The sequence below is a fragment of the Psittacicella melopsittaci genome (genome assembly GCF_003585925.1).
Taxonomy (GTDB): Bacteria; Pseudomonadota; Gammaproteobacteria; order Enterobacterales; family Psittacicellaceae; genus Psittacicella; species Psittacicella melopsittaci.
This window is the reverse complement of the sequence record NZ_NRJH01000017.1, coordinates 1-20,274: the sequence shown is the minus strand read 5'-3', so window position 1 is coordinate 20,274 and position 20,274 is coordinate 1. Positions and strand designations below refer to the sequence as shown.

The 20,274-nt window shown below is 34.5% G+C and carries 16 protein-coding genes; 7 read left to right on the top strand and 9 right to left on the bottom strand.

All coding sequences use genetic code 11. The features are described 5' to 3' along the window. The coding region (locus CJP74_RS02135) for a restriction endonuclease subunit S (protein ID WP_119496635.1) at positions 1–1,399 on the top strand (1,399 nt) is incomplete at its 5' end. 491 nt (positions 1,400–1,890) lie between these two features. After that, a complete protein-coding gene (locus CJP74_RS02125; protein WP_119496633.1) occupies positions 1,891–3,255 on the top strand; it encodes a restriction endonuclease subunit S in 1,365 nt (454 codons plus the stop codon). 191 nt (positions 3,256–3,446) lie between these two features. On the opposite strand, the gene CJP74_RS02120 is transcribed toward CJP74_RS02125, so the two are convergent. Both CJP74_RS02120 and CJP74_RS08280 read right to left on the bottom strand, forming a co-directional pair. After that, entirely contained in the window at positions 3,447–4,589 is a 1,143-nt protein-coding gene (locus CJP74_RS02120) for a 5-methyltetrahydropteroyltriglutamate--homocysteine S-methyltransferase (protein ID WP_119496632.1), read from the bottom strand. Positions 4,590–5,830: 1,241 nt separating this feature from the next. Beyond that, a complete protein-coding gene (locus CJP74_RS08280; protein ID WP_282432508.1) occupies positions 5,831–5,953 on the bottom strand; it encodes a hypothetical protein in 123 nt (40 codons plus the stop codon). 41 nt (positions 5,954–5,994) lie between these two features. On the opposite strand from CJP74_RS08280, the gene CJP74_RS02115 reads away from it, so the two are divergent. The 4 genes from CJP74_RS02115 (at position 5,995) to CJP74_RS02100 (ending at position 9,512) form a co-directional block, all read left to right on the top strand. Beyond that, positions 5,995–6,726 carry a metal ABC transporter ATP-binding protein gene (locus CJP74_RS02115; RefSeq protein WP_119496631.1) on the top strand — a complete coding sequence of 244 codons (732 nt, stop codon included), beginning with the start codon at positions 5,995–5,997 and terminating at the stop codon, positions 6,724–6,726. 9 nt (positions 6,727–6,735) lie between these two features. Then, positions 6,736–7,608, top strand: coding sequence for a metal ABC transporter permease (locus CJP74_RS02110; RefSeq protein WP_119496630.1), 873 nt, complete (start codon positions 6,736–6,738; stop codon positions 7,606–7,608). Then, positions 7,608–8,468 (top strand): metal ABC transporter permease, encoded by an 861-nt coding sequence (locus CJP74_RS02105; protein WP_119496629.1) that lies wholly within the window; start codon positions 7,608–7,610, stop codon positions 8,466–8,468. The genes CJP74_RS02110 and CJP74_RS02105 overlap by 1 nt, the downstream gene beginning before the upstream one ends. Positions 8,469–8,618: 150 nt before the next feature. After that, a complete protein-coding gene (locus CJP74_RS02100) occupies positions 8,619–9,512 on the top strand; it encodes a LysR family transcriptional regulator (protein ID WP_119496628.1) in 894 nt (297 codons plus the stop codon). Positions 9,513–9,560: 48 nt separating this feature from the next. Here the strand turns inward: CJP74_RS02100 and CJP74_RS02095 are convergent, their stop codons facing one another. The 4 genes from CJP74_RS02095 to CJP74_RS02080 all read right to left on the bottom strand — a co-directional run bounded on the left by CJP74_RS02095 (position 9,561) and on the right by CJP74_RS02080 (position 16,193). Continuing rightward, complete coding sequence (locus tag CJP74_RS02095) at positions 9,561–10,175, bottom strand: carboxymuconolactone decarboxylase family protein (protein WP_119496627.1); 615 nt, start codon at positions 10,173–10,175, stop codon at positions 9,561–9,563. A 1,087-nt stretch (positions 10,176–11,262) separates the two neighbouring features. Then, on the bottom strand, positions 11,263–12,234 hold the full coding sequence (pfkA, locus tag CJP74_RS02090) for a 6-phosphofructokinase (RefSeq protein ID WP_119496626.1): 972 nt from the start codon (positions 12,232–12,234) through the stop codon (positions 11,263–11,265). A 695-nt stretch (positions 12,235–12,929) separates the two neighbouring features. Continuing rightward, positions 12,930–14,630: a multidrug effflux MFS transporter gene (locus tag CJP74_RS02085; protein WP_119496625.1), complete on the bottom strand. Its 1,701-nt coding sequence runs from the start codon at positions 14,628–14,630 to the stop codon at positions 12,930–12,932. 168 nt (positions 14,631–14,798) lie between these two features. Then, the gene (locus tag CJP74_RS02080) at positions 14,799–16,193 is read right to left on the bottom strand and encodes an MFS transporter (protein ID WP_119496624.1); all 1,395 of its coding nucleotides are present in this window, start codon (positions 16,191–16,193) and stop codon (positions 14,799–14,801) included. 1,084 nt (positions 16,194–17,277) lie between these two features. Between CJP74_RS02080 and CJP74_RS02075 the strand changes: the two genes are divergently transcribed. Next, a complete protein-coding gene (locus CJP74_RS02075) occupies positions 17,278–17,796 on the top strand; it encodes a winged helix-turn-helix transcriptional regulator (RefSeq protein ID WP_119496623.1) in 519 nt (172 codons plus the stop codon). Positions 17,797–17,968: 172 nt separating this feature from the next. Here the strand turns inward: CJP74_RS02075 and CJP74_RS02070 are convergent, their stop codons facing one another. The 3 genes from CJP74_RS02070 to CJP74_RS08065 form a co-directional block, all read right to left on the bottom strand. Further along, complete coding sequence (locus CJP74_RS02070; protein WP_222986844.1) at positions 17,969–19,042, bottom strand: murein transglycosylase domain-containing protein; 1,074 nt, start codon at positions 19,040–19,042, stop codon at positions 17,969–17,971. 126 nt (positions 19,043–19,168) lie between these two features. Next, the gene (locus CJP74_RS02065) at positions 19,169–19,486 is read right to left on the bottom strand and encodes an oxidative damage protection protein (protein WP_119496621.1); all 318 of its coding nucleotides are present in this window, start codon (positions 19,484–19,486) and stop codon (positions 19,169–19,171) included. A gap of 552 nt (positions 19,487–20,038) precedes the next feature. After that, entirely contained in the window at positions 20,039–20,194 is a 156-nt protein-coding gene (locus CJP74_RS08065) for a hypothetical protein (RefSeq protein WP_222986842.1), read from the bottom strand. Positions 20,195–20,274: the final 80 nt, after the last annotated feature.

Here is a 20,274-nt window from a genome sequence, read left to right as displayed (position 1 = left end):
ATACTCTAAAGAATACTTATTTAGGAATGTTACAAATAGTACTTTATCTTTCCTTGGAAGTAAACTTTATAGTAGCCATGTAAATAGTGTTCTTGGCTTTAAGAACACGTTTGCAGATAAAGCTATAGCTAAGACTTTAAATAAGTTTAAGCATATAGCTGCAGCAGGAAATGTTTATCTTAAGTTAGATGAATTAAGATTATACACTTCAATAAATCCTGCTGAACAAGTAGAGGAAATAAATACCTTTACAACCCCCATTAAAAGTTCGGTTAAGAAAACAAGTAACCAACCTCAATTAAGGTTTGCTGGATTTAGTAAAGACTGGAATAGGACTAAACTAGGAGATCTTGTAAGAATTACGACTGGTAAGGTTAACTTAAATGAAGCTGATGAAAATGGTAAGTATAACTTTTATACCTGTGGTATTAAAGTTTTAAAAACAAATTCATATGCATTTGAAGGACCTGCGATAACTATTGCGGGTAATGGTTCAATTGGTTTTATGCAGTTAGTTGATGGAAAGTTTAATGCTTATCAACGAACATATGTATTGCAAGATTTTAAAGCAGATCGTGGTTTTCTATTTAATGTAATAAATAAGCCTCTAGATAAGAAAATTAAAATGGAATCTAGAGTTGGTGTTATTCCATATATAGTTCTTGATATGCTTACTGATCTGCACTTTTACTTACCTGAAGAAAGAGAACAACAAAGAATAGGTAGCTTCTTTAAAGACGTTGACAATAAAATTAATAGTCTACAAAATGCCTTATCTAAATCAAAAGAACTAAAACGAACCTTAATTTCTAAGCTATTAGTTGTACAAAATAATTCACAACCAGAATTAAGGTTCTCTGGTTTTAATAAGTATTGGAAAAAAGGAGAGCTTGACTCTATATTTGATGACTTTAAGATTGGAAGGATAGATAATATTTCAAGGTTAAGTCAAGAAAAGACTGAAGAATTTAGGTATCCTGTTTATAGTTCCAAAACTTCTAATAATGGTATTTGTGGCTATTTTGATACTTATTCATTTGAAAATTCAATTACTTGGACAACTGATGGTGAGTATGCTGGAGATGTAAAATATAGAGAAGGTAAGTTTCAAGCAAGCATACATTGTGGAATTATGATCTCTAGTAGAGGGTATTCTTGTGTTAGTATTGCTGAAATGTTAAACAAAATAGTTTATAGACATGCGACAAGAGCAAATATACCAAGAGTTAGCATGGGGACGCTAAAACAAATAGTGATATCTTACCCAGAAGAAATTGAAGAACTCCAAAAGTTAAATTGCTTATTTACGGACATTAATAATCTAATTTCTACTTATGAAGTTACTTTAGAGAATCATAAAAAACTCAAACAAGCTCTTGTACAAAGGATGTTTGTTTAATCTTTACATAAAAGTCCTCAACACTTTGTGTTGGGGACTTATTTATATTGCAGAAAGAATTAAAGAGGCGTTTTCTGTATTAATGATATTTATTTCGGTTATAATATTTACTATTGTTACTTATAAAAAAAGAGCTCAAAAGAGCTATAGTCTCAAAACTTAAGAAATTATTATGACAAAACAGATTATACAGGGTACTTTACCTAGTTTTACTGGGTATAGTGGACCTTGGGTAATAGAAAAAATGAAGGAGTTCTTCATAAAAACTACCCAAGGACAGGTGCTTACAGTGCCTAAAGCCAACACTATTTTAGCCCCTATATATATATCCGTTCCAATCATTAGAAGATATAGATAATGGGGTCTCAGGATACTCTAAAGAATACTTATCTAGGAATGTTAAAGATAATACTTTATCTTTCCTTGGAAGTAAACTTTATAGTACCCATGTAAATAGTGTTCTTGGCCTTAGGAGCACGTTTGCAGATAAAGTGATAGCAGGAGATAATAGAAAGTTAGGGGTATTAAGATTAAGTATTCCAACTGATCCTGCTGAGCAAAAATACAGTGACCTCTATCTAGAGATTTATAATCAGGTAGCATCTCAAGAAAAATCTTTAAATTCTTTAATATCTACTAAAACTACAGTTAGTAAAAAAGTAGATGAGCCAGAATTAAGGTTTCCTGAGTTTACAGGTAAATGGAAGAGTTTTTATCTTTCAGAAGTGCTAAAAGAAAGAAATGAACAGCGAGTTCAAGATGAGAATTTTCCTTTAGTTTCGTTTACTGTGGAAAAGGGAGTAACGCCAAAAACAGAGAGATATGATCGTGAGGCTCTTGTTGTTGGTGATAAAGTAGCAAAAAAATATAAGGTAACTTACTTTGGTGATCTTGTCTATAATCCGGCTAATTTGAAATTTGGAGCTATAGCTTTAAATCTTTATGGAACTGCAGTATTTTCACCAATTTATGTTACGTTTGAAGTAAGTAAAAAGCACAATAATTTTTTTATTATAAACTCAATTACTCGTTATGACTTCCTTCAAAGACTTCTTATGTTTCAAGAAGGTACAGTATATGAACGTCAAGCAGTTAAACCTAAAGTACTACTAGCTCATACTTGTAAATTACCTAGTCTAGATGAACAACAAAAAGTAGGTAACTTCTTTAAAGAGATTGATAAAAAAATCAATCATCTAGAAAAAACCTTAACAGTTACCAAAGATCTTAAAGAGGCTTTAACTTTTCAATTATTTACTAATAGCCCTTCTTATCCTAGATTAAGATTTAGTGGTTTCTCAGGAAAATGGTTATCTTCAACCTTATCAAAGTTCTTAAAAGTTCCTAAACAAGAAAAAGTCAAATTACAATCTATAGATCAGCTTATTACAGTAAAGCTTCAATTAAAAGGCGTGGTTCCTTCTTCAAGATATAACATTGACCCTAAATCCAATACTCAATACTATAAAAGAAAAGCAGGTCAGTTAATTTACGGTAAGTTAGATTTCTTTAATAGAGCCATAGCAATAATTCCACCTGAATTTAATGGAAGAATAACTACTAAAGACGTACCTTCATTTGATATCAAAAATATCGATTCTAAATTCTTATTAGAAAATATAGGTAGAGAGTCATTTATAAATTCAAAACTCAAGTTTGGAAATGGTGGTAGAAAAGCTAAAAGGATTTCAGAATCTGATTTTTTAAGTTTCGAAATTTATACACCTTCATTAGAAGAGCAACAAAAGATCGGAAATTTCCTTACTGAAGTAGACCAATTGATCTCAGCCTACCAAAGATCTCTTGATCAGCATAAAAAACTCAAAAAAGCTCTTGTACAAAGAATGTTTGTTTAAGTTGCTCTAAATTTGAGCTATGCCTCTTAAATAAATTTGTAAATGATTTATAAAGCAATTAATCCGCAGAGGTTGTCCCCTGCGGATTTTTTGTTTTCTAGTTTCAGACTTTTATCATAAAAAAATGCCCCGAAGGGCATTCGCATTACATAGAAAAGGAATCACTTTTTAGAGTATCAAATTGGAGAGCATTACTTATGTTCTGCCCATACCTCAGCGGCAATCTCATTGATGAGGCGAATTTTATTCCATTGCTCTTCTTCAGTCAGTTTGTTACCTTCTTCCGTAGAAGCAAAGCCACACTGACAACTTAAGTAAAGATTGTCTAATGGAACATATTCGCTAGCTTGCTGAATTCTTTGTTTAATCGCTTCTTTATCTTCAAGCGTTGGTGTTTTAGAAGTAACTAAACCTAATACAACTTTTTTACCTTCTGGTAATTGTGCTAAAGGACTAAAGTCACCTGCACGTTCAGTATCAAATTCTAAGTAGTAGCCGTCAACATCTTCTTTAGCAAAAAGAGTGTCTGCTACAGTGTTGTAACCACCTTGAGCTGCCCAGTCTGATTGGAAGTTTCCACGACAAACATGAGTATTAATTACTAGGTCTTCTGGCCAAGGTTGTTGTAAGAGAAGATTGTTTACCGCAAGGAATTCTTGTTTTAGAGTATCACGTAATTCTTGAGCTTTGCTTGGATCACCAGCAATGCGACCAAGAAGTTGATCATCTACAATAGCTCCCCATGTACAATCATCAAGTTGAAGATTGCGACAACCTGCAGCGTATAAATCATCAATCACTTGTTTATAAGCTTTTGCTAGGTCAGCAAAAAGTTCTTCTTTAGTTTCATAGTGACTATAAAGATTTTCTACATGCTGAGGATCACGAATTAACTCAAAATAAAGTTGAGCTGGAGCAGGAATGGTTTGACGAGCTACATGCTCCTCATCGGCTAAACTATGTAGGAATTTAAAGTGCTCAACAAAAGGATGGTTTTCGCCACTAACTTTACCAGATAACTCAGCTGAGTCAGCTTTAGTCACCGTAGAGTTAAAAACATATCCCGTTTGAGCTTGAGTATGTTCTACGCCGTTTAGTCCCCAGAAAAAGTCTAAATGCCAATATGCGCGACGGAACTCACCATCTGTTAAGTTTTTTAAGCCAAGTTCTTTTTGCTTAGCTACTAAGTCCCTAATCGCTTGGTCTTCAATTGCAGTTAATTCTTCGCGAGTTAACTGTCCAGCATTGAATTTTTCTCTTGCTTCAACTAATACTTGTGGGCGTAAAAACGAACCTACGTGATCAGCACGGAATGGAGCATGTGATTTTGTCATATATCTAGTCCTTAAAAAGTTTATTGTTTTATTGATTGAAAATCTTAATCTAAGAGTTGTTAAAAAGTTTTATAGGATGCCAATTAAAAAATAAGTAAGAAACGAAAAAGTTTTTGAGAGTTTTTTATTTTGCCAATTATGATTATCTGTTTATAAAAGGAGTTACTTTTAATTTTTATAGAAAAGACGTCTATATTTATCTGGAGTAAAAAAATAACAAGCTTGCTGCCTGTATCATGCCTGTTAGATCTGTTTTGCTAAGTTTATAGATTTTTATTTTTGCTTTGTTTTAATTTTTTATTTTGTTTTGGTTATAACTTTATTCTAGCATATATTTACGTCTATTTGTCAAATTATTTTTAAAAACATTTTAATTTATTTAAAAATATACGAAAATACGAGGATATTTGAGCCTATTTAGGCTAAAAAAAGGTAAAAATAATTACCCTATAAATATAAAGAAGTAAAAAAATAAGTAATAATACAGAAAAAAATTACTCCTTAATTACCCCTTAATTAACCTTTAATTAACCCTTGCTTGGTTATAGGTTAATTATTTAAATTAGTGATTAACTTAATCCATTATCTCCTATTAAACTAAAAAATCCTTTTCTTGCTTCCCGAATCTCTCAAGTGTTGAACAAAAAAAATTAATTCCCCTGAGTTAATAGTCACAATTTTTGTGTAACAATAGATTTTTGTCTAAAAAATTACTCGCCTAAATTAGGCGAGTTTTTAGGTATTACATAATAGAAATAAAAAGTTTACCTTAAAAGCTTGCAAAGTCCTTGCAAATGGTATAAAGTATGTTTATATGGGTAATTCCATTACTAAGTAATAAGTCTCACCTTTATGTAACCTTAAGAGTTCTTTTACTTAGTCCAAGTCTAAGTTTGGCATTAGCTTAACTCTTAGTTTGTCCCTGAGAATTGAGTATAACTTAATTTTAGATTTGTCTTCCGCAATTTAGTCGTAACTAAGTAGGTTTTTCGTATTTTTCTGTGCTTAGCTTATCTAGATTGTTAGTCTAACCGGTTCTGTTTTAGGACCACTAATCAAGCAGTCAGAGCTTAGGTTCTACTACCTGATGAAAAAGAGGAATGAGCCGTTGTACGGGCATGCCAATTATCTCAAGTTCTCCCTAGTTTGTTGCTAGGTCGGGAACTCACGCCTGTATCTCTCTTTCCAACCCGCAAGAGTTTCTTCCAGTAATTTGAAAATACGGTGATTGATTTTATTAATTATTTAATAAAACCCAAATAATTTTGTGGTATCAAGCCTATTTTCAGACTTTCTTTTCCTTCAATTATTTGCTTCACCATTTGTTCTTTACTGTTAGCACCCTTAGTGTGTCCATTTTTCATAAGGGAGTAGCCTTTGCCTCTGGAGGCGGAGTAATATTCTTATGACTTATGCAATTGCTGTTCAGGATTTAAACCTTATCTATCCTAATGGACATCAGGCGCTAATAGACGTAAATTTTAACCTCGAATCAGGTAGTGTTTGCGCTTTAATCGGCATGAATGGTTCAGGTAAGTCAACGCTGTTTAAATCAATTCTCAATTTAGAAAAAGTGACAACAGGTAAAATTTTAGTAAGTGGCAAGCCTGTTGCTCAAGCTATTCAAGATAATTTAATTGCCTATGTGCCACAAATAGATGCTATAGACTACGACTTCCCCATTAGTGTCTATGAGGTAATTATGCAAGGGCGTTATGCCAAAATGAATTTCATGCGTCATGCTAAAGCTGAAGACAAGGCAATTGTCCAGCAGGTTGCCCAACGTATGCAAATTGAACCCCTCTTAAAAAGGCAAATTGGGGAATTATCAGGGGGGCAGAAAAAGCGTGTCTTTATTGCTCGTGCTTTAGCCCAACAAGCCCAGATTATTCTTCTTGATGAACCTTTTACGGGAGTAGACATAAAAACCGAAGATCAGATTATTCGTCTTCTTCCTGAGTTAGCTCAAGAAGGTAAAACGATTTTAATTTCTACTCACAACCTAGAGCGTATAACTGATTATTGTGATAAAACTTTAATGATTTATCGCACAGTTCTCTTTTTTGGTAAAACATCTGAAGTCTTCAACTCGGCAAATATTGAAGCTACCTTTAATCCAGCTGTGGTAAAAAACTAGGGGGTACAGATGATAGATTATCTTTACTCTTTAGTTCTCGAGCCCTTACAATACCAGTTCATGATTAACTCATTACTGGGTGTAATCTTTATTTGTTTTGCTTGTGGTATAGTGTCGCCCTTTTTAATTCTTAAAGGTTGGTCATTATTTGGGGATGCCCTATCGCATGGGGTGTTACCTGGAATTATTATTGCCATCTTTTTTGATTTTAATATTGCCATAGGTATTTTTGCCATGTCGTTGGTAGTGACCTTTGTGATTAACTATTTTCGTAATCACACTAATTTCCATGAACAAACGACCTTAGCTTATGTAACCAGTTCGTTTATGGGAATCGGCTTTTTACTCTACTACCTTCATCCTCCTGGCATTCGTATTAATGAGATTCTCTTTGGTAAAATGGTAGGCTTAACCACTGCTAATGTAATAGGTCTGGGTATTATTGCAGGGCTAATTTTCCTGATAATTTTTACTTGCTGGCGTACTATAGCCTTAATCTTCTTTGATAAGGTTTTTGCGCAAATTATTGGCTTAAGAGTAAGAATTTTTGAGTATGTCTTTTACATTCTCATTGCCATTACCATTATGAGCTCATTACGTTCGGTAGGGACTTTATTGGTAGTTTCCCTAGTAATAGTACCAGGTTCGATTGCCTATGTTCTTACTACTAATATGGTAAAAATGCTCTGGATTTCTAGTGTTTTTAGTGTAGTTACGGGAGTAATTGGTTTATTTATTTCTTACCATTACCACTTAACTACCGGGGCAACTATTATTACCATGCAGTTTGCTCTTTTCTTACTTGTATTCTTTAGCCAGTATTATCTGCGTGCCCTGCAGTTAAAACGTAAAGCTCGGAGCTTAGCTAAGGGGGGATTATAATGTTTGAGTTTTTCTATGATAACTTTATCGATCCTTTAAACTATGAGTTTTATCGTGTTGCCATAATTACAAGTATTCTAGTGTCTTTTTCAACGGCAATAGTTTCAGTAGTTGTGGTTAATAAAAACTGGGCCATGCTGGGCATGGGCTTATCGAATTCAGTATTTCCAGGCGTAGTTTTAGGTTCGCTCTTGCATATTCCCATGGCTATGACCATCGGAGCCTTTAGTACGGGGCTACTTTGTTTTTACTTAACGAACTTTATTTTGCATAACTCGCGCTTAAAAGCCGATGCCGCTCTAGGAATGTGCTACTCGTGCTTTTTTGCTCTAGGTTTACTGCTTTTAAGTTTTGTAAAAACTGAGTCGCATATTACCCATATTCTCTTTGGGAATTTACTAGGCGTAGAAGAAAGCGATTATTACGAATTACTGGTAATCAGTATTATTGTTTTACTCTTTGCTATCTTTAAGTTTAGAGATATTATTCTCTTTACTTTTGATCCTCTGCAATTTAAGATTCTTGGCATAGGCTATAAACGCTTTAATAACCTCATGCTGGTTATTTTAACGCTGACAATAATTGCTTCGTTACAAGCAATTGGGATTCTTTTAACCATTTCTTATTTAGTTCTCCCAGCAGTAACAGCACAATTAATTAGTAAGCGTTTAAGCCGAGTAATTATCTTGGGGATAGTAACTAACTTACTTTCGAGTTATATGGGCTTAAGTTTAAGTTATATTCTGAATATAGCAACCGGTCCAACTATAGTGGTAATGCAAACTTGCTTTTTCCTCTTAGCCTATATTTATCGTCGTCTAGCAAATTGGCATGTAAGACGTCGAGAAATAAAGAACTAAAACATTTGCCATGATTCTGTGCTTAAACTATAATAAAAATACAGAATTATAAGGCAATTACCGCTAGTAATCTTAGGTTACTAAGTAAGATGATGAAAAAATAAAAGTAGGCCTTATTAGGTCTACTTTTTTTAACTTTTAAGTAGGACAATGTTAAAGAATTTTAATGACTTATATTTGTTTTTGGTGGTAGTAAAATCAGGTGGCTTTACCGCTACAGCCAAAATTCTCAATATTACCACCTCAGCCGTTTCGCATGGGATTACCAATCTCGAAAAACGTCTCCAAACTAAACTCTTAAATCGCAGTACGCGTAGTGTTTCGTGCACCGAAGCTGGGCAACAGCTGTTTGACAGCCTTGAGCCCTTATATAGCAGTATTGAACAGCAACTCGAAGAGTTAGAACGCAGTGATTCTAAAGTTAGCGGTACCATTAGATTCAATGCCTCAGAAAACATTTGTAACTATGTTCTTTACCCTAAACTTGCCCAATATATGGCTGATAATCCACAGTTGAACTTTGAGTTTTATTGTGACTCTAATTTTATTGATATTATTGAGCATGGCTATGATTTTGGTGTAAGACTAGGCGAGGCATTAGCCCAAGGTATGGTAGCAGTGCAACTAACTCCACCTCTGCAAATAGCGATGGTGGCGAGTCCAGAATACTTAGCTAAACATGGTACGCCTGAAAGTGTGAGTGATCTTAATAACCATGTTCTGGGAGCTGTGTGTTTAGGAACCAAACGCCAATTATTAAACTGGGAATTCATTCAAAATCAACGCATTGTAAGTCCGCAATTAAACTATCGTATTAGAAGTAATAATTATGGTCTACTTAAACGTGCAGCTTTAGAGCATAAGTGTATTTTATGGGGTTTTAGAGATGAGTTTGCCCAAGAAATTGCGTCAGGGCAATTAGTTGAGCTCTTTACCGATATAGTGCCAACTTATGATCCACTATATTTATACTTTGCCCAAAACCGTTATAAGTCGCGAGCAAAACAAGAGATAATTGATCTTTTACGTTACAAAGAAAAGTAAATAACTAAACAACAAAAAAAAGAGTCGGGAAAATTTCCGACTCTTTTTTTATGCTGCCTCGGCATAAACTTGTTGAATTAATTCTTTGGCTTGCGTGGCAACTTTAGGATTAATACTTGCTAAGCTTCTAAAGTAAGCTAGGCTTTGTTCTTGGCTATAGCCGAGATTTTTTACCGCAAATAAATGTCCGCGTAATTGAGGTTGGACATTTTCTAAGGCAGCTAGAGTACTAACGGTAATTAGTTCGCGCTCTAAGGCTGGTAAGATTTCTTGGCGACTAAAAAGATAACCAAAAAGATGAGCTTTAAGGGCTGCATCTATACCCGCAAAGTTTTGTAAATAAGTAGGTACGGGCACTTTAAATAAAGTTGGAAAAACTTGTTCGCCCAGTTGATAGTAATCTACTTGCGGATCATAGGCCTTGCCTTGCGGAGTTGGTAAAGCTATGCCTTGATTAGCTAAAACTTGATCTAAAGTATTTAAGGCATTTATTGCCCGCGGAAAACCTGCATAGGCATATTGGTGCAGAAATACTTCTTGTATTTGCGACGGAGTAAAACCAGCCTCGAGAGCCGTGCTAATAGCTGAATCTAAAGCAATAAGTTCACCTCGGGCTGCAAAATAGGCCAGAGGAGCAAGGGCAAGATGTTGGGGATTTGGCATAGTAAAACTCCGAAAAAAAAAACTTGAGGCTTAGGTATAACTTGCTTCTAGCAAACTATAACTAAAACTCAGGTAAAATTATTTATTAAAGTTGTGCTCAAAGTTATTAGCAAGATAGTTGAGCATATATGCTTCTATATCTTGTTCTTTAGCTTTTATAAGTTCATTTACTTTGTCATCAGCTTGCATAAGTAACTCCAATATTTTTAAGGGGGTAAATTTAAAATACTCTATTTGTCAGGTAAAAGTCAAGAGAGAAAAATCTTGTAAGAAAAAAAAGAGGTAGGGGCTCTACCTCATATCAATTAAGCTTACAAATCAGATTAACGATATAAAGATATCTAATTAAATTATAAAAAATAATAAAGCTTTGATAAACCGCTTATTACTTACATGAGTATTGAATTTAATTCAAGAGTAGCCGAATACTTTTTCTTGTTGTAAGCAAAAGGCTAATTTTAACTCTTGCCCTTGAGTTTTTACCTTTGCAAGGAAAGGGCTAAAAGCTAAAAGAATAGGATCTATTACTAACAATTATTGCGCGACAATTTTTGTAAATGCTTGTTAATTAAATTATAGAGGGAAAAGGGCGTTTTGCTTAGAGGGCAAAAGTGAGATTTAATAGTGGGAATTTACAGTAATAAAAAAAGACCCATCGCAAGATGAGTCTTTTTTGCCCTGCTAAGCAAGGTCTTAAGTATAAATTCAGTACGAAAGCCGAACGGGCGTAGCCATCGTTCATTGAGAACCAATGTGATAAGAAGACCACGTATAACAGCTACTTGGCTTCTCTCACTTTAGTCCACTATGCAACAGGGAGTAAATCTAGGGAGTGAGAGCTTGCACTGAGGAATGACAGTGACGTGATCAAGAGTATAAGTATAGCCTCTGGGAATCTATGGTTCACGCACCGTCCAGTCTTTCTATACCTCTATTATACTCGGGTTAGCTTGCTTGTGCAAGTCTTGACAAATTAAAATTTTGTGCTACTAATGCGAGAGTTAAATACTTGATTTTTTAGAAAAATCAACTTATTATCGCCAAAAAAAAGAAAGTCCTTAACCTGAGGCTAAGGACATAATTTTTCTTAAGCAACTTTTTTGGCTACTTCATATAATTCATCTGGGAATTCGTGTTTTTGGTTATTAATTGCATCAACAATATCGTAATGCACTAATTGGTTATCACGAATACCTACACAACGACCTCTTTCCCCTTTGAGTAATAGGTCTACGGCAAATACACCCATACGCGTTGCTAAAATACGGTCAAAGCCTACAGGGCTACCACCACGTTGAATGTGACCTAAAATAGTAGCACGAGTTTCACGACCTGTGTGTCTTTCGATATCTTTAGCAAGTTGTTGTACATTAGTAGTGTGTTCTGCAACTACCACTAAACAGTGACGCTTACCTTCAACTGTAGAAGCTTTAATGCTATCTACAATTTCATCAAAGTGCCAATCGCGTTCAGGAACGATGAGGTATTGACCACCACCAGCAATAGTTGAATAAACTGCTAAGTCACCACAGAAACGACCCATTACTTCAATTAAAGATACACGGCTGTGTGAAGATGAAGTATCACGTAAACGGTCAATAGAGTCGATAGCTGTTTGTAATGCAGTGTAGAAACCGATAGTAAAGTCAGTTCCAGGAATGTCATTATCGATAGTACCTGGTAAACCAATACATGGGAAATCTAATTCATCAGTAATTAGTTTTGCCCCTGTGTATGAACCGTCACCACCGATAACAATAAGAGCTTGAATACCGCGACGTTTTAAGTTTTCAATAGCTTTAGCACGGTTTTCTGGTTGCTTAAATTCAGGGAAACGAGAAGAACCTAAAATTGTACCCCCACGTTCAAGGATAAAACCAACAGAACGAGAATCTAGTTCAATTAGATCATCGTGGTAAAGACCATAATAACCTTCACGAACACCAAATACTTCGATTCCCATTTTTCTTGCGTAACGAGTTACGGCACGAATTGCTGCGTTCATCCCTGGTGCATCACCACCTGAAGTTAGGATGGCAATTTTTTCAATTTTTACCATATAAAATAGCCCTTATTTGGAAAATATATTAACCTGGTTCTCGGAAAACCAAAATGCCAATATATCTCTACTCTCAATTGTTTGACTAAAAAAAATTCAAGCTTTATTATATCGCATTCGCTTGCATTATGGGGATAATTATTTGCTGATTTTATTTTCCTTGCCTTAATTTTCAAATTCTTAGAAGGCAAATAACCTTGTTAGGGAGTTAAGAATTAGGAGAAAAAAAGGTACATGAAAAAGCCTCAAGGCAAGGTAGAGGCATAAGAAGAGCGTGAATTAATCCGAGGAGAGGTAAAAAGCTAAGCTAAAGTAAAAGAAAAAAGCTAAGCTAAAGTAAGGGAAAAAAGCTAAGCTAAAGTAAGGGAAAAAGGTAAGGCAAGGATAAGTGAAAAAGTAAGCAAAAAAGTAAGACAAGGATAAGTGAAAAAGTAAGCAAAATAGAGAGGCAAAGACAAAAAAAGATAAGTCAATTCCCTCATCCAAGAAAAAAAGTAAGTAAAGAAGAGCAAATAACTAAGTAAAAGAAAGGTAAAAATGTAAGTCCAAGTAGGAAAATTCCAAACAAAACTTACTTTTTCACTCTCAAACAAAACTCACTTTGTAAGCTAAAACAAAACTCACTTATTATCTTTACAAAGAACATTAATTTTTTTCCATAAGAAAAGCCGCAAGCATAACTTGCGGCTTAAGTTTTAATTATTCTTTTTTGCACGATCTTGCGGACGATAAATTAAACAGTAGGTTACGATAAGAATACTACAGAGAATAATTATCGTTGCATTAGTGTAGAGTAAAGTTGCCCCTTTATGGCGATCAAAGTGCGAGATCCACGCTACTACTGAACCAGCGAAGATCAGACGACTTGAAGTTAATAAAGAGTTTGCGGTTCCTACCATGTTGCTATAGTCAAGAAGGTAAATGGTAATGAGATTACCATTAAGAAAACCATTGAACACTAGGTTGGCAAAAAGAGCAATCATTATTCCTGGTACGCCTAAAAAGTATGAACATACCACAAAGTTAACTACGGTAAATAGAGCCTGTAAAATAGCTCCATTACGCCATACTAGAGCTGGGTTAGCTCCACCTGTAATTAAGCGTTGGTTAATTTGTACGCCAATAGCAATGGATACTAGATTTACGAGCATACAGTAACCAAAGAGGTGTGGGCTAATACCATAATCATACATGTAAATTGCTGGTAAAAGCGTTGGGAAACTTACAATGGTAATGGTATATAGCGAGTTTATTAACATTAAGAATAAACTGTTTGGGGTTGTAAGTATGTAGCAATAGTTACTTAAAATGGTTTTAATTTTAAAAGGTTGTACCTTAGCTGGATCTATAGTTTCTGGAATAAAAATCATAAATAAAGCAAAAGCTAAGATTAGTAAACCAGAAATAGAAATAAAGATCATGTGCCAGCCCGCAGTAATATAAATCCAACCTCCTAATACCGGAGCTACTACTGGAGCAAAGAGGAATATAGTTACTATCCAAGAGTTATAGAGAATATATTTTCTTGGCGAGAAAATATCTCTTAACATTACCCTTGGGGAAATTGATAAGCCAGTAAATACCATTCCTTGGAAAATTCGAATAAATTGTAGTTCGGTAAAAGTTTGGGCAAAGATTAACCAAGTATTTACTGCTACGCCCGCAAAAGCACAGATAATAATTACGATGCGTCTGCCAAAGCGATCCATAAATGGACCCCAGAATAACTGCCCTATCCCCATACCTATAGTATAGTAAGCAATAATCTGCTGGATATGCGAAACCGAAGTATTAAAATCGGCAGCTATGGCACTAATTGCAGGAGAAAAAGAGTTATTTGCTAGACCAGAGAAAAAGGTAAGAAAAGCCATGAGGCAAATAAGCCAAATGGTTTTAGGTAAACGCTTTTGTAATTCGAGTTGATGAGGAGATACATCATCAAAGTTTACCTTGCCGCCACGATCGGCTTTTTTCTTAGATGTAGAAGGTTGATCTTTCTCTAAAGGCTTAACATTGGAATCTGCCTTATGAGCTGGAGTCTCTGCTTCTTGCGATTTGCTACTAGGAGTAATCTCAACGGCATTAGCTTTGCGAGCTTGTGCTTGTACTTGTTGTTCTGCTTGGGTATTGTCTACTGCATCTTCGATTTTTTTAACCTTAGCATATTCTTGGGCATCAAAATCTGTGCCCGCAAGTGAACTCGAAGTTAACATTCCCGCCGTATAATCATGTGTAGCAACAGATCTTGCTACTTGTTTATCGACAAATTCGGGACTATGATCCCCTTCCAAAGCCCCGAGTTGATCATCAACTTGAACCTTCTCATCATAATGAGCATGAGCTACGAAGTCGCTTTGGTTTGTTGTCGTTTGTTCGTCTTTCTTTTCTTGGCTCATAAATTAGACCTAAAATCTTGTTATTTTCTTGTCTTTCAACAAAATTAATGCCCCTTATTATAGCAAAAATAGAGCCTGATTTTTAATAAAAAAAAGGAGCATAAAACTATGCTCCTAAAGACAAAACAACCCAAAAAAAGAACCTAAAGTTAGCAAAACTTTAGGTTCCTAGTCATCTGGATGCTCAACAAAATGATCTGAGTTTTGTTTTACACGAATATCAGGACGATAACGGTGATAATAAACAACAATTAATACGGCACTCAGAATAATCGTAAGAGCATTAATAAGTAATAGAGTGATTCCATTAAAACTTGGAATATGGGCTAATAGAGCCACAACTAAACCCGCAAAGCATAAACGCGTCGAAACAAATATCGAGCTAGCTGTGCCGATCATGTTGTTATAATCCAAGAAAAAGAGGCAAGTCATATTGCCAATAATAAAAGAGGTAAAAAATACACTTATCCCCAGAGCAATAACTACGCCAAGAAGGCTAATGCCATGGAAAATTACAAAAAAGCTTACTAGAGTACTCAGGGCTTGAATTATAGCTGCCCATAACCAAATCTTAGCAGGATTAACCCCAGATTTAAGTAAACGCGAGTTAATATTTAACCCGAGAGCCATAATTAAAGTGTTAATTAAGACTAAGTAAGCAAAGTTAGCTGGATCTACATGATAGTCAACTATGTAAACCATAGGTAGCATAGTTGGCATTACTACCGTAGATACGGTAAAAATACTATTAATAACAATAAGTCCTAGCGAACGTGGACTTTGAAAAATAGTAAGGTATTTTTTTCCAATGGCACCTATGTGAATAGGTTGTCTTTTCTCAGGATCTAGAGTTTCTGGCATGTATTGCGTAAAGAAAATTAATACTATGAGAATAACAATAGAAAGAATACCAAAGATTGCTTGCCAACCTAAGTAGAGGTAAATCCATGCTCCAATTAATGGGGCAATTACAGGAGTAAAAACAAAGAGACTCGAAAGAATCGAGCTATAGATAGCATATTTTTTTGCTGAAAAACAGTCACGAATAATAATGCTTGGGATAACTCCTAGACCAGAAAAACTTAAGCCCTGGAGAATCCGGATGAAAACTAGTTCACTATAACTGCTAGCATTCATAATCCACAGGTTGAGAGCAATCCCCACATAGCCACAAATGAGAATGACAGGTTTGCGTCCCCAACGATCCATAATTGGACCCCAAATTAGCTGCCCCGCTCCATTCCCTATAGTGTAGAGCGAGATAATTGCGGTAATAGCTGCTACTTTTACCTGAAAGTCATCGGCAAGAGCCTCAATGGCTGGAGCAAAGCTATTATTAACAAAGCCCGCAAACATACAGATAAAGTACATTAAGGTAAAAAAGTAAAAGCTACGCGGCAATTGACTTTGGAGTTGGCGTTGAAAAGGAGAAATTTCCTCAAAACCAACCTTACCTGTATCTAGGCTTGCAGATTGTCTGTTTGCAGTATGAACATTATCTTCATCAACGTAATCTAAGTTTGAACGCTCTATATCTTCAAGAGCTGTTGATGAATCTTTCATAATAAGTTGTAAATAGAAGATTTGAACGTTACTTATTTTATTATAACTGTGAGAAAAAATCACTTTAAAGTGAGGAGTTTAGTAAGTTCTTTTGTTTTTTCTCGCTTGAGTAAAATCTTGCTCTTAAATAAAAAAAATTAGCTAGTTTTTTTTCGCACAAAGCACGAATCTCTAGGCTTGGTCAGTAAGAAAAAAGAGAGAAAACGAAAATAATTATACTTAAAAATCAGGAGTTTGTAAAATTATCTTAGTAGAGTGATTACTTATTCATTGAAAACGCAAAAATAATCTCTATATCTTTATTGTAACTGAAAAGTACTAAGTACTTTTAGCAAAAGCGGAAAAACAACTGGGCTAGCAATTGTTTTTTTTTGCTAAAAAAACCTTAGTAAAAGGCACAAAACAAAAAACACACAACAAAAGCAACAAACAAAAACAACAAACAAAAATAAATTCAAGTTAGTGAACTAAACAACATAAGTTACCGATAATTTAACCAAGCTAAACTTATAAATAAAATAATTATCTAATCTGGTTCTAGTTGCCCCAACTTATGATTTTTAAGACACCAAACAAAACCAAACGCAAGTTAAATATAAGCTAAAACCATCTAACTAAAATTCAATTCAAAAAAAAATCAAAGGCAAAGCAATTAGGTAAAGTACAACCTACAACATGAGGAAGCACATAACAAACACACTAATTAAAACAACAAAAATCACAAAAAATACAAGCAAGTAAAATAAAGTGCATAAACTTATAAAATTCAAAACAACCACATAGCAATAACCAACTAGGAGAAAAAAACAACATAAAAAAGTAAGCCTAGTTTTTTAAAAACTAGAACAAGTAAACAGTTTTTAGATTTTATTCATAGCTCGCTTTAGAAGTTTGATTGCAAACTCTAAAGCAAAAACCTTAATATAAACATTTTAACAAGCTAAAAAAATTTTATAGCTCATAGTGTAGTCAAGCCAAGAAGTTCATTCTTGGCTTTTTTTTGCCGAAGTTTCACAATATAGACATAAAGGGAGGCATGGGGTATAATGGTAGGTATATAAGTATTTTTCCTAGTGAGGTTTAAATGAGTAAATTAAGCGGAGTATTAGAAAAGTTACCGCATTGTCCAATTGCTTTAACCGTATCGGTAATAGCTTCACGTTGGAAGTTATTAATTATTCGTGATCTTTTAGTTTCTACTAAACGTAATAGTGAACTTTTAGCCAGCCTTGATGGTATTTCGCAAAAGGTTTTAACTAGTACTTTAAAAGAAATGGTAAAACAAGGGTTAGTAAATCGTAAAATCTATCCTGAAGTACCACCACGAGTAGAATATTCTTTAACGCCTCTAGGTTTTAGTTTAGTTCCAGTGTTAATTGCCTTAAAAGATTGGGGCGAACACTTCCAACAAACTATGGGCTTAGAGTCAGCAGAAAAAGATGTAAACGATCTATATATGGAGATGCTACAAAAGCAACTCAAAGATCGTGGTGTAGCTAATGCTTCGAATTTAAGTAAAGAATTAGATTCACAATTTGGTACTTTATTTGCCGAATTACAAGCTAAGGATCTTGAAGCTGTTTTTGCGAGTAAAAGTGCATAGACTTGTTGCTTAACAAGGAAAAAAGCTAAAGGATAGATAAAAAATATCCGCAAAGCAAAATATATGTTCAAGGGAATATAAAAAATGTCCTAAGGGCATAATAAAAATACCATTAAGCAAAAAAATCCATAAAGTAAATAAAAAAAGCAGGAATTTACTCCTGCTTTTTTTATTAATACTTGTTGTACGCTTGCGTTACTTTCCAAATGTAACGACGTGTTTCTGCCGAATAGTGATTTTTGGCAATAACATTGTATACTTGTTGTGGGGTCATGCGGTTAATTACATCTATAGCACGGCTACGGTCTTTACTAAATACCGATAGCATACCACCTGGACCACCATTGTAAGAACCAATTAAGAGATAGCGTCTACTTAATGGATTTTTTACATTTTGGAAGTAGCGAGTTTGCATAATGTAAATATAGGCTGCCCCATAATGAACATTGTTATCTGGGTTAAAGAGGAATTTTTCCGTAGGTTGACGGTCAACGCCTTGGAAACGACTTACTTCGAGCCCAGCCGTACGAGGCACAATTTGCATTAGACCTATAGCGCGTGACGAAGAAACGGCATAAGGGTTAAATGCCGATTCCACTTCCATAATCGCAAACATTAGTTTTGGATCTACGCCATACTGGCTAGAGTATTTGTAAACTAGGTCACTATATTCTTTTGCCCTTACCTGTAAGTGGTTTTTAATCATAGGTAAGTCAATATAGTAAGCAAATTTACCATTTTTTAAAGTACGAATCGAAATTTTATTATTAAGTAAATAGGTAGCAAAAGCATTAGCTTGTGCCATGGTTAACACAGGTTTACCGTTGTTATCAACTACCTGGTTAGATAAGAAAGGGCGTCCGCCCGAAAAAGGAACACTTGTATCATAGAGTACGCCGTACTCTGGATTAGTATCCATAAGTAGGGTATAGATAATTTCGGTTTTTAGGGCATTGTAGTAGTTTTCATTAACGGTTTCAAAGCGAATAAAACCACTTGCAAGGTGAATAGCTGCCCTAGTATTCCAATTATCAGAGTACTTAACTATATCGGTAGGGTTGAACATAATTTCTTCTACCCCCCAGATGTGGTTAAGATTATTATTTAAGTCACGAAGAAAACGGTCAAATTGCAGTTGTTGCTCTGGTGGTGCAACTGCAGTTTTACTTGGACTTTGGTTAGATGAACAAGAAGCTAAAAAGATACATACGCCCGTTCCAACCAACCATAATTTAGATTTTGCCAATAAACTCTTCATTAGAATTTGTAAAAATAAACTTATAAAAGCCTAAACATAGAGGTTTAGGCTACCTTAATCTAAGAATTATATTACTGAAAATATAAATTTAAAGTAACAAGGAAAAAGATTTTTTTACAGGGCTTTAAAGCGACCTTCACCTTGTTCTTGCTCTTGTTCTTCTTTTTCTGGAGCTACATAACCTTTAACCGTAACATCTTTACCGTTGAATAAAAAATCAACCATAGCTTGTTCAAGGATTTTACGGTGTTCAAGATTCATAAGGTTGTAGTGGTGTTCATTTACTAACATGGTTTGTTTTTTTAACCAAATTGCCCAAGCTTCAGCAGAGATATTTTCAAAAATACGTTTACCAATTTCACCTGGATAGAATTGAGCTGGTAAACCTGGAGCTTCTTTATTTAAATACTGGCAAAATACCATGCGTGTCATATGATTTTTTCCTTAATCGAGATAGTTTATAAATTTACAAGCGAAGATAAAGTTAAACTTATCTTGTCTATTTTAACAAAAAAAGCCTCTTAAGGGGGGTAAATCTTTGCCAGAGGCAATTAAGCAAAAGGAAAAAAATATATTACTTTTACGCGGAAGAGAAAAAATTAGCAAATTTTTTTGTCTATTTTGTAAAAAATTTACCCTTGCTTAAACTGCGATAAATACGGACAAATTGTGTGCCTTTTTAGGTAAAGTTCTTAATTTTAGGGCTTACTAGTGTGCGCAAAGCACTTGCAAAATAAATTAACAGGGCTTATAATAATCACACTTAGCTGTTAATGAGGTTACATGCGTTTAATAAATTAACTCATTTAACCCCATGCTTAGCTTTGAAAATTGATGGGAGTTTAATCTAGGCAATCCCCAATGAGTTTTGATTGTTCTAGGTTTACTGGAGGTGTTTTCTAGTTAAGCAATTTGCTAAGTTTAAATACACTAAATTTTGCTATTTAGTAGCAAAAAAGCCTTAAAACTAAAAGAGCATTAGTTTTAAGGCTTTTTTGTTAGGTGGAAAATTTTAGTTTTTGCAATTTTTATTCTTCCTTTAGGGTTTTGTTCTCGCTTTCTTTTTTGCATTATCCTTTTCTTTCCTTCTTTTCTTTTCTCAATTTTTCTTCTTAGCATTTTTACCTTTACTTTTTGCATTTGCCTTTCGCTTTTTCTTTGCTTTTTTTTTACTTTTCTTTTCCTCTTCCTTTACTTTTTCTTTTCTTTTCCTTTACTTT